13 protein-coding genes and 1 pseudogene are annotated in these 12942 nt (G+C 52.0%); 11 read left to right on the forward strand and 3 right to left on the reverse strand.

From position 1 onward, the window contains the following. The first annotated feature begins 53 nt into the window (after positions 1-53). From GT3570_RS01005 to GT3570_RS01015, 3 genes are read left to right on the forward strand one after another with little or no spacing between them, the layout of a single operon-like run. Positions 54-308, forward strand: coding sequence for a hypothetical protein (locus tag GT3570_RS01005; RefSeq protein ID WP_011229708.1), 255 nt, complete (start codon positions 54-56; stop codon positions 306-308). 37 nt (positions 309-345) lie between these two features. Beyond that, on the forward strand, positions 346-1887 hold the full coding sequence (locus GT3570_RS01010) for an aldehyde dehydrogenase family protein (protein ID WP_021322042.1): 1542 nt from the start codon (positions 346-348) through the stop codon (positions 1885-1887). A 16-nt stretch (positions 1888-1903) separates the two neighbouring features. Beyond that, positions 1904-3115: an iron-containing alcohol dehydrogenase gene (locus tag GT3570_RS01015; RefSeq protein ID WP_023633384.1), complete on the forward strand. Its 1212-nt coding sequence runs from the start codon at positions 1904-1906 to the stop codon at positions 3113-3115. A gap of 94 nt (positions 3116-3209) precedes the next feature. Here the strand turns inward: GT3570_RS01015 and GT3570_RS01020 are convergent, their stop codons facing one another. Next, a complete protein-coding gene (locus GT3570_RS01020) occupies positions 3210-3611 on the reverse strand; it encodes a DoxX family protein (protein WP_011229711.1) in 402 nt (133 codons plus the stop codon). A gap of 141 nt (positions 3612-3752) precedes the next feature. Here GT3570_RS01020 and GT3570_RS01025 point away from each other — a divergent pair, with 141 nt between their 5' ends. Then, positions 3753-4460: a DsbA family oxidoreductase gene (locus GT3570_RS01025; RefSeq protein WP_062899078.1), complete on the forward strand. Its 708-nt coding sequence runs from the start codon at positions 3753-3755 to the stop codon at positions 4458-4460. Between the two features lie 110 nt (positions 4461-4570). Here GT3570_RS01025 and GT3570_RS01030 read toward each other — a convergent pair whose 3' ends face one another. Together GT3570_RS01030 and GT3570_RS01035 are read right to left on the reverse strand one after the other, a co-directional pair. Continuing rightward, positions 4571-5035: a DinB family protein gene (locus GT3570_RS01030; protein ID WP_062898310.1), complete on the reverse strand. Its 465-nt coding sequence runs from the start codon at positions 5033-5035 to the stop codon at positions 4571-4573. A 64-nt stretch (positions 5036-5099) separates the two neighbouring features. Next, positions 5100-5357: pseudogene (locus GT3570_RS01035) on the reverse strand (sensor histidine kinase); the annotation flags it as partial. 108 nt (positions 5358-5465) lie between these two features. Here GT3570_RS01035 and GT3570_RS01040 point away from each other — a divergent pair. The 7 genes from GT3570_RS01040 to GT3570_RS01070 all read left to right on the forward strand — a co-directional run bounded on the left by GT3570_RS01040 (position 5466) and on the right by GT3570_RS01070 (position 12925). After that, entirely contained in the window at positions 5466-6131 is a 666-nt protein-coding gene (locus GT3570_RS01040) for a response regulator (protein WP_013522777.1), read from the forward strand. A 9-nt stretch (positions 6132-6140) separates the two neighbouring features. Next, a complete protein-coding gene (locus GT3570_RS01045) occupies positions 6141-7247 on the forward strand; it encodes a sensor histidine kinase (protein ID WP_023633381.1) in 1107 nt (368 codons plus the stop codon). A 102-nt stretch (positions 7248-7349) separates the two neighbouring features. After that, the gene (locus GT3570_RS01050) at positions 7350-8285 is read left to right on the forward strand and encodes an ABC transporter ATP-binding protein (RefSeq protein WP_062898312.1); all 936 of its coding nucleotides are present in this window, start codon (positions 7350-7352) and stop codon (positions 8283-8285) included. 37 nt (positions 8286-8322) lie between these two features. Beyond that, complete coding sequence (locus GT3570_RS01055) at positions 8323-9426, forward strand: ABC transporter permease (RefSeq protein WP_062898313.1); 1104 nt, start codon at positions 8323-8325, stop codon at positions 9424-9426. Between the two features lies 1 nt (position 9427). Continuing rightward, positions 9428-10573 (forward strand): ABC transporter permease, encoded by a 1146-nt coding sequence (locus GT3570_RS01060; protein WP_023633378.1) that lies wholly within the window; start codon positions 9428-9430, stop codon positions 10571-10573. Between the two features lie 210 nt (positions 10574-10783). Further along, entirely contained in the window at positions 10784-11467 is a 684-nt protein-coding gene (locus GT3570_RS01065) for an N-acetylmuramoyl-L-alanine amidase family protein (protein ID WP_011229719.1), read from the forward strand. A gap of 129 nt (positions 11468-11596) precedes the next feature. Next, positions 11597-12925: a S8 family serine peptidase gene (locus tag GT3570_RS01070; RefSeq protein ID WP_023633377.1), complete on the forward strand. Its 1329-nt coding sequence runs from the start codon at positions 11597-11599 to the stop codon at positions 12923-12925. Positions 12926-12942 lie beyond the last annotated feature (17 nt).

Consider the following 12942-nt stretch of genomic DNA (forward strand, 5'->3'; position numbering starts at 1 on the left):
AGAAGTACAACACCAGCCGACATTTCAAGAAAAATGGAAAAGGAGTGGTGAGCGTGCGTCGTGCCGAGCCGTTGGTCACAACAGGCAGCCGCGGGCTGCAGGAGGATTCGTTCCCGTTTCGGCTTTACCAAAAGGCAAAGCGGTTGGAAGCAGCGGCCCACGATTCGATTTTCGGACCCGACCACCATGCCGATATCATGAATTTCACCGCTCGCCAACTGGCAACGAGGATGGAAGTGTTGAAAAAAGCGCAGGAGAAACCGTTTGACGAGCTGTTCGGTCTTGAGGAAAGCGAAAACGTTGGCTAGAGGTTGAGAGTCGAAAACAAGGAAGGGAGAAATCGTCATGACCACTCATGTGCAAGTGCATCATTTTCCACTCTTCATTGACGGCCAATGGCAGCCGGCAACGAGCGGGGAAACGTTTCACGTATACAATCCGGCGACCGGAGAGGTGGTGGCGACTGTCGCGAAGGCGACAGCGGATGATGTTGACCGGGCGGTGAAGGCGGCGCGCAAGGCGTTTGACGAGACCGATTGGAAGGCAATGAAACCGAAAGAACGGGCGCGCGTGCTGAATGCGATCGCCCAAGCCATTGCCGCCAACGCTCAAGAGCTCGCCTATTTGGAAGCAATCTCAAGCGGAGGGACGATCCGGCGCATCAGCTCGATCGATATTTTGCAGACGGTCGATCTATTCCAAACGATGGCAAACATCGTCCAAGAGTACCCGTTTTCGGAAACACTGCCGATTCCGCCGTTTCCCGGACCGGCGCATAACTTTGTTTGGCGCGAGCCGATCGGGGTTTGCGCGGCGATCACACCATGGAACTTGCCGCTCATGATCGCGTCGTGGAAAATCGCCCCGGCGCTGGCAGCGGGCAATACGATCGTCGTGAAACCGGCGAGCTACACACCGCTGTCGACACTGAAGCTGGCGGAAATCATTTCGTCCTTCGTGCCGCCGGGGGTCATCAACGTGGTGGCTGGTCCCGGCGCCGATGTCGGGGAGGCGCTTGTCCGCCATCCGCAAGTTGACAAGGTGGCGTTCACCGGTTCGACGGAAGTCGGCCGCCGCATTATGGCGTTGGCGGCGGAAACGGTGAAAAACGTTACGCTTGAGCTTGGCGGCAAGTCGCCGAACATTTTGCTCGAAGATGCGGATTTGGACCTTGCCGTTCCCGGCAGTTTGTTTGGCGTCTTTTTGCACTCTGGTCAGTTGTGCGAATCGGGAACAAGGCTGTTTGTGCCTGAACGGCTCCATGATGAAGTGGTCGAGCGGCTTGTCGCCCTGACGAAGACGCTGCAAATCGGCCATCCGCTCGATCCGGCGACCGACGTCGGGCCGGTTATCTCCAAGCGGCAAAAAGAGACAGTGCTCTCCTATATTGAAGCCGGCAAGCAAGAAGGTGCGACCATTGTATGCGGAGGTCATGAAGTCGAAGTGCCCGGCTGTGAAGGCGGCCATTTTGTCGCGCCGACGATTTTTTCGAATGTCACGAATGACATGAAAATCGCTCAAGAAGAGATTTTCGGTCCAGTGTTGTCGATCATCCGCTATCATGACGTGGAAGAAGCGGTGGCGATGGCCAACGACACGATCTACGGGCTTGCGGCCGGCGTCTGGACGCGAGACGTCAACAAGGCGTACGCCATCGCCGGGCGCCTGCAGGCTGGCGTCGTCTGGATCAATGACTGGCATATGCTTCGCAATGACGCGCCGTTTGGCGGCTACAAACAAAGCGGCATCGGGCGCGAGATGGGCAAATATTCACTTGATGCTTACACGCAGCTGAAGCATGTGCACACATCAATGGTGCCGGAGCTTGGGAAACGGAAATGGTATCAAGTGCTGTTTTCTCGCCTGCACACCATGATGAAAAAGTAAAGGGGGATGAAGGAACATGACGACGTTAGCGAACTTTTGGCTGCGCACGGCAATTTACACCGGGTCGAACACCCGAGCGCTCGTGCCGGATTTGTTTCGCGGGCTGGGCGCTAAACGGGTGCTATTGCTTTCTGACCGTGGGCTCGAGCAAGCTGGGGTTGTCGAAAAAGTAGCGAGCCTCTTTGACTTGACGACGCATGGAGTCGGACCAGAGCTTGTCGGCATCTTTTTGGATATCCGCCAGGATGCGGAAAGTGAATGCGTCAATGAAGCGGTGCGCTATGCGCGCGCTGTCGGAGCTGACGCCTTGTTGGCGGTCGGCGGCGGCAGTGTGCTGGATACGGCCAAAGGGGTGAAATACGCCCTGTTTAAAGGGTTGCGTGATATTAAAGAGGCGATTCCAGGCGGGCTGCGGTACGAGTCGTTCCCGCAAGCGCAATTCATACCGATCCCGCACATCGCCATCCCGACGACGGCCGGCACGGGGTCGGAAGTATCGCCGATCGCAGTCATTTATAATGAAGAGCTGCGCTTGAAAACGAACATCATCAATCCGTTTATCAACGCTGATGTGGCCGTTTTGGATCCGGATTTAACGGTAGGGCTTCCCCCGAAGGTGACGGCGTTTACCGGCATGGACGCGCTCACCCATGCCATTGAAGCGCTCGCCTCGCCGATGGCGACCGCGCTCACCGATGCATGCGCCTTGCAGGCGATCCGTTTGATTCGTGACTACTTGCCGGAGGCGGTTCGTGACGGCGGGGACATCCGCGCCCGCTTGGAGATGCTGCATGCGAGCTTGCTTGGCATCACCGCGTTCAGCTTTGCGTTAAACGCCATTCCGGTGCACAATTTCGCCCATGCGTACGGAGCGATGTTTCGCATTCCACATGGCTTGGCGAACGCCGTCTTTTTGCCAGTCGTGATGGAAGCGATTCCGGAATTGTATTTGCCGAAAGCGAAGCTGTTGGCTCAAGCGCTTGGCATTTATGATCACGGTCAAGGCAATGAAGCGCTGTTGGTAAAGTCCATTGAGCGAATTCGCCAATTGCGCGATGACATCGGGCTGCCGGCTGATTTTGCCGACTATCCGATGACGGAAGAACAATTCGCGGCGACGATTCCAGCGGTGGCATCTGACCCGGCTGCAGTCAGTTTCCCGATGCCGCCGGAGTTGATTCGGGCCATCGGCGAGCGCGTCGTCAAGCTGACAGTGGAAAAAGGATGAAGCAGTGTACCGACAAGCAAGGACAAGATTTGTCCAGCCTTATTAAGCAAGAAAAAGGTGTCCCGCTGTGAGGGACACCCGTTTTTGTGCCGACTTAGCCCCGCGGCCGCCCGATGACCGTGTCTAACGACCAAAGCCGGCTGCCGTTCAGCCACAAATATACGGACATAGCGAGCAAGGCGAGATTGAATTCATAGCCCGTTTCCCGGCCGTTGCCGAGCAAGCCGGCGTCGACTTTCGCCGTGGCGATGGCCCCGACCATGATGACGGCAAATGCCGCGGCGATCGGGCGTGTGCCAAGGCCAAGCATCATCGCCCAGCCCCCAGCAAGCTCTATGATCGTCACGATGTAGGCGAGCCAGCCGGGAAGGCCCATAGCAACAAACGAATCCGCTGCCGCCTCAAGCCCCCGTTGCCATTTCACCCACCCATGGGCGAAAAAGATGAATCCGGTGACAATCCGCAATAGAAAGGCGCCTAGTTCGTGAGAATGCATCGGTTTTTGTCCTCCTTGTCCCAACAGCATGGTAGTACAATGTATGCGGGCGGGTCCGTCCCCATGCCTTTCGTTAGCCATTCGACCGGCAATGGGCTACAATGGAGGGGAAGCGCGTCAAAAGTAGAGGAGGATATGGCCGTGAAAATTGAAGTATGGTCCGATTTTGTCTGCCCGTTTTGCTATATCGGCAAACGTCGCTTGGAACAGGCGCTTGAACAGTTTCCGCACCGAGAAGATGTTGAGGTTGTATTTCGCAGCTTTGAATTGGATCCGAATGCGAAAAAAGAAACGCCATTGACGATTCACGAAATCATTGCTAACAAATACGGCATTTCAATCGAGGAAGCGAAGCGGGCCAATGCCGATATCGGCAGGCAGGCGGAAGCGGTCGGATTGACATTCCGCTTTGAGACGATGAAGCCGACGAATACGTTTGACGCCCACCGTTTGGCTCATTATGCCAAGGAAAAAGGGAAGCTGAATGAAATGGTGGAACGGCTGTTTTATGCGTATTTCACGGAGTCAAAGCGAATCAGCGACCGCGATGTGCTGCTTGCGATCGCCGAAGCAACCGGGCTTGACCGGGCGGAAGCCGAAGAGGTGTTGGCAAGTGGTCGTTATACAGAAGAGGTGCGCCGCGACGAGGAAGAAGCAGCGGCGTTGGGCGTCCGCGGCGTACCGTTTTTCGTGCTGAATGGGAAGTATGCGATTTCGGGGGCCCAGCCGGTTGACGTGTTCCGGCGGGCGCTAGAGAAAGTATGGGAGGAAGAACAACAAGCTTCCCCGTTGCGGTCGTTGGCGGGTGAAGGCGGAATGTGCGCAGACGGAAGCTGCTTGATTGACTAAATCGCCTCAACCAAAAAGGAAAAGCCGGCTAGGGGTTTCTTAGCCGGCTTTTTTTGTTATTTTCACGGAGAAGCTTCTCGTTTAGTTAGATGAAACAAAAATGGGGGAGATTAACCGCGTTTCACAAACAGCGGCAAGTCCGTATGCCCCATGCCGCGGACGTAGACGAACAGCTGGCCTTTATGGTGGATTTCATGGTCCATTGCCAATTGCAGGAACTGAGCTGTGGACATTTGTGTGCCAAAGATGGCAGTTAAATCAAGCGTCCGGTCGAAGTCGTCATCGCTCATCGATTCGATGAGCTGCCTCGTCTTTTCCGTATACGTTTCCGCCAGCTTGGCCAAATTCGTCTCCGGTTCCTCGATTTTTTGCCGGAACAGCGATGGATCGCCGTGTTTTGCCGTGTTAGTGAAATTGTAGAAGCTGAACAGCATATGCGTCGCCAGCTGCTTCGCTGTCATCGAGGTCGGCGTCGGTTTGTAATCATAATGCGCTTCGTCGATTTTGTGGATCAGTTCCATCGTGACATGGCGGTGGGAAAGGAAATATTGCACCCATTTTTTTGCGCGGGACATGGCTCTTCCTCCTTCTAGTTATGGAATTCTGTTTTCCATTTTACCATAAACATCTTCTCTATCGTCAGCGGGGAAGCTTGACTCGAAAGGTGGTCCCTTGGCCAGGGGTGCTATGGACATCGATTGTTCCGCCGTGAGCCGATACGAATTCTTTGGCAATGGCAAGACCCAATCCGGTTCCCCCGCGATTTCGCGTTCTGGCTTCATCTGTGCGGTAAAATCGATCGAACAAAAAAGGCAAATGCTCCGGCGCGATGCCGATGCCTGTATCTGAAACCTCTTGCTTTGGCTCATTTCCCTTAATGGCAATGGAAGAAATCCCCCTTATTCATTACAATGAAAGTAAATCATGAAAATCATGCACGCAAGGTATTGGGCAGGTGTGATCCCACAAAATCGCACGTGTCATGATGAAAAGGGGTGGGTAAAGATGGAACATCACTCTTCGTCCCATGTTCCGCGCATAAAAGTGCTCATCGCCGATGACAATCCCTTTGTCCGCGAAGGGCTGCGGATCATCTTAAGCACGTATGACGAGTTTGATGTCGCCGCGACTGTAGGCGATGGGAAAGAGGCAGTGGAATATTGTCGACATCATGAAGTTGATGTCGCGTTATTGGATGTGCGCATGCCGAACATGAATGGAGTGGAAGCGACAAAGCTTCTATGCGAGCAGACGAAGACAAAGCCGCTCATCTTGACGACGTTTGATGATGATGAATACATTCTAGACGCCATTCAATACGGCGCAAAAGGATATTTTTTAAAAAATACGGACCCGGAACGAATCCGCGAAGCGATCAAAGCGGTGTATCACGGCCAAGTGGTGATGCAGGAGATTGTGATGGACAAAATTAAGTCCAACTTAAAAGAAGAAGCGGAAGCAGCGCCGAAAATCGATAAAAGCCTGTTTACGGAACGAGAGTTGGACATTATGGCGCTCATTGCGAAGGGGCTTTCGAATAAAGAGATTGCCAAACAGCTATTTCTCTCCGAGGGAACGGTGGCCAATTACATCACATCGATTTTGGACAAAACCGGACTGCAACATCGAACGCAAATTGCCGTTTATTATCTGACGGGAAAAGTCGGCTGAGGGGATGTTATGGAATCGCTGCTGATCATTTACAAGCTGATTGTATGGGGCTATGCGGCATTCGATTACATTTCATCGAAACAGAGAACGGGAGCGGGCTTTGTTCTAGTCTCTCTGATCTATTTTTGTCTTCAGCTGTTTGCCCTGATCGTTCGCCATATGAGTTGGAAAAGGGGAGCGGCGTTTGGTTCCGTTGTTCTTCTCGTTCTAGCCGCCGCCTTTGTGGAGCCGCTGTGGGCGTTGTTGCTGCCTCTCAATGGGTATGAGCTGGCCTCCGTGTATATCCACCGAGTTTGGGGGATCGGGGCGGTGTTGTTGACGCCGATGATTTGGCTTGATCCATCGGCGGGGAAATTATACGGCTTTGTGGCATTGTTCAGTTTTGTCAGCGTGACGGCAGTCAAGCGGCACATCGAGCGGATGGAACAACAAGAAGATCGTTTGGATCAAATGCGCAACGATTTGCATCGGCTGACAAGAAGGATCAGCGAATATCATCAATACATCAAGCAGTCGGAATATACGTTGCAGTTGGAAGAACGGAACCGTCTGTCGCAGCGCATCCATGACCAAATCGGCCACTCGCTCGCTGGAGCGCTCATTCAGATGGAGGCGGCCAAACGGTTGATGGATGCGGACCGCGACAAGGCGAAACAACTGTTGGAAAACGCCATCCATATTTCCAAAGAAGGCATGGAACAAATCCGGATGACATTAAAACAGATCAAACCACCGCTCGAGCAAATCGGGCTGAATCGGGTGAAATTATTCATTGAAGAATTTTCCGCCCAACATCATCTCCCGGTTCCGCTCGTATGCAAAGGGGATTTGGATGTGATTACACCAATCCAATGGAAAGTGATTTATGAGAACATTGCCGAAGCGTTGACGAATGCGAGCAAATACGCTGAGGCCACGGCCATTGCCGTTGAAATTCACGTGTTGAATCGAGTCATCAAGGTGGAAGTGAAAGATAACGGGAAAGGTGCGGCCAAGATCAAGAAAGGACTTGGGATCATCGGCATGGAGGAACGGGCGGCCTCTGTTCATGGCACGGTCATTGTCGATGGAACGAACGGTTTCTCTGTCACGACGTTGCTTCCGATTCATGAGTAAATCGTGAATTTTCTCATGTCAACGAGATGAATTCCTGCACTTACAGGAGTTCATCTTTTTTTCTATAATCCATAATACCAAGCATGGAAAGAAGGTGGAACGATGAACATTTTAGAGATCAAACAAGTGACCAAAAAATTTGGTGACTTCATCGCTGTCGATCATATGTCTCTTACGGTTGCCGAAGGGGAAATTTTTGGCTTCCTCGGAGCCAATGGCGCGGGAAAAAGCACAACTATCAATATGATTGCTGGGTTGCTGCGCCCGAATGCAGGAGAAATCAAGATTCTCGGCAAGGACATCGCCAAGCATCGCCAGTTTGCCAAACGACAGATCGGCATCGTGCCTCAAGAAATCGCCATCTATGAAAATTTGACGGCGTATGAGAATGTTGAATTTTTTGCCGGGTTGTATGGACTGCGCGGCGCGGAGTTGCGCCAGCGGGTTGAAGAGGCGCTCGAGTTTGTCGGTTTAAGCGATAAGCGCAAAATTTATCCGAAACATTTCTCAGGGGGAATGAAACGGAGGCTCAATATCGCCTGCGCTCTTGCCCATCGGCCGAAGCTCATCATTATGGACGAACCAACAGTCGGCATCGATCCGCAGTCGCGAAATTATATTTTGGCTTCGGTGAAAAAGCTCAATGAGATGGGATGCACGATCATTTATACAAGCCACTATATGGAGGAAGTGGAGGAGATTTGCACACGGATCGCCATCATTGATCATGGAAAGATCATCGCAGAGGGGACAAAGGAGCAGCTGGAAGCGATTATCACCGATACAAAAGATATTTGGCTGGAAATCAGGGGGATGGATCGGCTCAACAAGCAGCATCTTCAAGACATTCCCGGGGTCAAGGCGGTGCAATGTGAAGAAAATATGATCAAAATCAGTTCGGATATCAGTGTCAATAATTTAAACGAAATTGTGCAATGCCTGATCAATGACGGTGTCGAAATCCGTTCGCTTGAAGACAAATCACCGAACTTGGAAACGGTCTTTCTGGCGCTGACGGGGAGAAATTTGCGGGATTAGCTGTTTGGAGTGCCATCATGCGAGGGAGGTGCTTCTTTTGAATATTTTTCGCATTGCAGCCAAGGAAATCAAAAGCGATTTTCGTGATGTCCGGACGCTATTTTTTATGCTGCTGTTTCCGATCGTACTGATGTTCATCTTAGGAACAGCCCTTTCCAACACGTTTCACTGGACGATTTCCGTCGGTGATGTACACGTCTTGTACAACGATCAAAAAGCAGGGCCGTTGTCGCCGTATATTCAAACGATGATCCAAGCAGGGAAGAAAGCCCACATCGATTTTCAAAAGGCATCCGACCGGATAAAAGGAACGAAAGCGGTGCAGGAAGGAAAAGCGGATGGATACATCGAGATCGGCCCGCGTGGAGTGGAGTTGTACACCAATGAACGCAACAAGATCAAAGGAAGTCTTGTTGAGGGGGTGATGGCCGCGTTTGTCGGCCGATACGAGCTGGCGATGGCCGTTTCAGAGGTGAAGCCCGGTTTTGTTCCATCAAATAAAAGTGTGCATGATGAGTATATTCAAGAACGGTCGCTGCATTCCAAGCGCAAACCGGGAGCCATGGATTATTATGCGGTGGCGATGACGACGATGATCGCTTTGTACAGCGCATTGCCGGGCAGTTCGTTGCTGCGGGGGGAGCGAACGCGGAAGACGGCTGATCGCCTTTTGGCTGCTCCTGTTCGCAAAAGCGAGATTTTTATTGGAAAGCTGGCCGGGAACGTCGCGGCGAATTTTCTTTGTGTTGCACTCGTCATGTTGTTCAGCAAATGGGTGTTTCATGCCGATTGGGGGCATCACGTAAGTCTCGTATGGTTGCTTATGTTGACCGAGGTGGTCTTAGCCATCAGCTTTGGTCTAGGGATGAGCTATATGGCAAGGACGGAAGGAGCGGCGCGAACGATTGCGATGGTCATCATTCAGCTGTCTTCCTTTTTCGGCGGCGCTTATTTTCCGATCGATGAAACAGCATGGTATGCCCATTTGTCTCCGCTTTCTTGGATGAATGAAACGATTTTCAAAATCGTGTATGCGAACGATTTGTCAAGCGTCGTTCCAACTATGCTGCTTAATATCGGTATAGCGGCGTTGTTTTTATTGATCGCGGTGGCATCTGTAGCGAGACGGGAGGGATTATAAGGTGAATGACGTCATCTGGTTGGTGAGATATACGTTAAAGCGAACGTTCCGTCGGAAAATCAATTTTTTGTTATATTTTGGAACTCCGTTGGCGGCGATCCTTTTGTCTTTGTTTGCGGCCGGGGGCAACCCTGTCAAGGAAGTTCGCATTGGAATCGTCAATGAGGATCAAGGACGGATTACCGATGATACGATCCGTTTTCTGAAAAGCCTTGATCATCTCTCCGTGAAAAGCGTGAAGTTATCAGCGGTCGATGAGCAAATCACCTCGCAAAAGATGGATGGCGTGCTGATTTTTCGCCAAGGGTTTTCCGAAAGCGTCCAGCACGGCCAGCCCCGGCCGATAGAACTTGTCTCGCTCAAGGGAACGGAAATCACGATGTTCATCAAGTCGTACTTGCATGAATACATCGATCATCTGGCGACATTGGGGCGATTGGCCAATGGGGATCGTGATCTCTTTTGGAAGATGTATGAACGGTATCAACAAGCGCCGTTCCGCCTGTCCGTTCACTCGCTGCCCGACACAGCCAAACAAAAAGGGGTCACGTATCAAACGATCGGTTATTTGGTCATGATTATGTTGATGTCAGCGGGGAATTTGACTGAGATCATCATCAAAGAAAAAGAAGAGCGCACCTATTCTCGTTTATTGACAACACCGATTCAGGCGAGAACGTATGTGTTATCGAATATCGTGGTGAATTTGTTGATTATGACGGCACAAATCATCGTGACAATCGTGGCAATGAAGAACATCTTTCATATTGATCCTAATATTTCGATGTGGCAAATGGCCCTGGTGCTCCTGCTTTTCTCTTTATCCGCGATCGGCTTGTCTTTGATTACAGTGATGTTTGCGAACAGCTCTGCTTCCGCCGGGGCGCTGCAGCCATTGATTACCGTGCCGACATGTATGCTGGCCGGCTGTTTTTGGCCGGTCGAGCTGATGCCGAAATTTTTGCAAAAAGCGGCATATTTTATACCGCAACGGTGGGCGCTCGATTTTTTGGTAAAGCTGCAGGAGGGGCGCTCTTTCGGAAGTTTGTATTGGCATCTGTTGATTCTTCTCGCCTTTGCGCTGACCTTTTTCCTTCTGGCTGTTTACAAGTTTAGCCGAAGCCAACAGAGTGGACAGTTTGTATAATGCCCAGCGGTCTATGTTTTCTTGTATGGCTGTGTGGGGGCTTTCATCATATCGAACAAGTCGATCAGCGGGAATGTCAGGTGCAGTCGTTCTTTTTGACTGCGCCTTATTTGTTGGCCCTGGGGAAGTATCTATGGCATTTTGGAGTGCCACGCTTATGCTAATAGTGCTATATTCCTAAACGACGAAGAATGTGAAAGGAGAAGAAAGATGGTCAAAATTTTTCTCGATCCAGGGCATGGTGGGAACGATACTGGCGCGGTCGGCAACGGGTTGTTGGAAAAAGACATTACGTTGTTTATCGCTCTCGAAATCAATCGTCTGCTGCAAAATGAGTATGAAGGAGTTTCCGTGCAGTTGAGCCGGACAAAAGATGAAACGGTGCCGCTTGATGAGCGGACGGACCGGGCCAATCGCTGGGGGGCCAATTTGTACGTCTCCATTCACGTGAACGCGGGTGGCGGCACTGGATATGAAGATTATATTTATAATCGGCTCGATGACAATTCGGCAACAGCCCGCATTCGCGATGCCATTCATGAAGAAGTCGTCAAAGCTGCGGGATTTCGCGATCGTGGGAAAAAGAAAGCGAATTTTCATGTGCTAAGGGAGACCGCGATGCCAGCCGTGCTCACGGAGAACGGGTTTATTGACCGGGAAGAGGATGCAGAAAAACTGAATGACACCCAGTTTCTGCGAACGGTCGCACGAGGGCATGTAAACGGAATCGCGCGAGCATTTGGCCTGCAGAAAAAGCGAAAAACAGCATTAACGCGCGTGATTGTTGATGGGACGCAAGTCGTCGTTTTTGCCGAAAGGGAAAACGTGCTGCGCCAAGTGGAGCATTATTTAGGAAGAGCGAAGCGGATTGTGCTTGAGCAAGTCGAGGAATGACGGGAACGCTTGCCTAGTTTTCAGCTAGGCGAGCGTTTTTTCGTTCGTTCGTCCTAGTGGAAAGGCCGCCTCCTCCTTTGTCCAGCCGTCATATGAGTATAGCGAGAAACAAAGGAAGGGGGAAAAGACATGTTTGGCTATTCAATAGTGCAGTTAGCCCGCCGGCACGCGGGGCGGCTGGACCGTCCTCTCCGCCATGCGCTTGTCAATATGTACAAGCCGATGACACGCATGCCGTGCATTTTTCACCGCTGGATCGAGCGCTGGCTGCGGAAATGGCGGACGCTTTCCGTCTTGATTGAAGTCGAAAATGCTGAAGGGATGGAGGCAGTGGCCAAGGCGGAACGCGATCATTTCCGTATGAAAGTACGCCACCATTTTCGCCATGTTCCCTTCTACAGCGCACGGGTGACGCCGGCGGCGCTTGAGCAACTGCTTGAACATCCAAAAGTGAAGAAAGTGTATTTTAACCGTACGGTGAAAGCGTTATTAAACAACGCAGTGCCGTCGGCCAATGCGAAACGCGTGGCGGTCAACGGGACGGAGTTGAGTGGAAAGGGAGTGACGATCGCTATTGTCGACACGGGGATTTACCCGCACCCGGACTTGGAGGGGAGGATTGCTGCCTTTGTAGATTTCGTCAATGGGCGTACGACGCCATATGATGACAACGGACACGGTACGCACTGCGCTGGTGATGCCGCTGGGAACGGGCGCATGTCCGATGGGCTGTATGCTGGACCGGCGTACGAGGCAAACCTTATCGGCGTTAAGGTGCTCGACCGTTCGGGAAGCGGGACGCTCGAGACGATCATACGCGGCATTGAGTGGTGCATTGATTACAATAAGAAAAACTTGACCAAGCGAATCCATATTATTTCCTTATCGCTTGGAGGGGAACCGCAGCCGTTTCCGATAGAAAATGATGATCCGCTCGTGCAAGTCGCGGAGCAGGCGTGGGAGCAGGGTATTGTCGTCTGTGCGGCGGCAGGGAATGAAGGGCCGAATTATGGGACGATTTCAAGCCCCGGCATTAGCGACCGCATCATTACCGTCGGTGCTCTTGACGATCATGATACGGCGACAACGCGCGCCGACGATGATGTGGCGTCGTTTTCAAGCCGAGGGCCGACGGAGTACGGGGTGACAAAACCGGATCTCGTCGTCCCAGGGGTCAACATTATTTCGCTTCGCGCCCCGCGTTCATTTCTTGACAAGATGAATAAGCAAAGCCGGGTCGGTGACCATTATATATCGATGTCCGGCACGTCGATGGCGACGCCGATTTGCGCCGGCATTGTCGCGTTGATGCTTCAGGCCAAACCAAATGCAACGCCGGATGAAATCAAGCGGGCGTTAAAAGACGGCGCCGATTTGTGGAAAGGGCGAGACCCGAACGTATATGGAGCAGGTTACGTGAATGCGAAACGGGCCATTGAGCAACTGCTGCAGCGCTAGAAAAAAAGAGGGAGGCG

This window comes from Geobacillus thermoleovorans, assembly GCF_001610955.1.
In the GTDB taxonomy this organism is placed as follows: domain Bacteria; phylum Bacillota; class Bacilli; order Bacillales; family Anoxybacillaceae; genus Geobacillus; species Geobacillus thermoleovorans.

Bases quoted from the DNA above. Each gene is read 5' to 3' on its own strand.
- GT3570_RS01010 (WP_021322042.1), top strand. From the start codon at position 346: ATGACCACTCATGTGCAAGTGCATCATTTTCCACTCTTCATTGACGGC.
- GT3570_RS01015 (WP_023633384.1), top strand. From the start codon at position 1,904: ATGACGACGTTAGCGAACTTTTGGCTGCGCACGGCAATTTACACCGGG.
- GT3570_RS01020 (WP_011229711.1), bottom strand. From the start codon at position 3,611: ATGCATTCTCACGAACTAGGCGCCTTTCTATTGCGGATTGTCACCGGA.
- GT3570_RS01030 (WP_062898310.1), bottom strand. From the start codon at position 5,035: ATGTCCCGCGCAAAAAAATGGGTGCAATATTTCCTTTCCCACCGCCAT.
- GT3570_RS01040 (WP_013522777.1), top strand. From the start codon at position 5,466: ATGGAACATCACTCTTCGTCCCATGTTCCGCGCATAAAAGTGCTCATC.
- GT3570_RS01045 (WP_023633381.1), top strand. From the start codon at position 6,141: ATGGAATCGCTGCTGATCATTTACAAGCTGATTGTATGGGGCTATGCG.
- GT3570_RS01050 (WP_062898312.1), top strand. From the start codon at position 7,350: ATGAACATTTTAGAGATCAAACAAGTGACCAAAAAATTTGGTGACTTC.
- GT3570_RS01065 (WP_011229719.1), top strand. From the start codon at position 10,784: ATGGTCAAAATTTTTCTCGATCCAGGGCATGGTGGGAACGATACTGGC.
- GT3570_RS01070 (WP_023633377.1), top strand. From the start codon at position 11,597: ATGTTTGGCTATTCAATAGTGCAGTTAGCCCGCCGGCACGCGGGGCGG.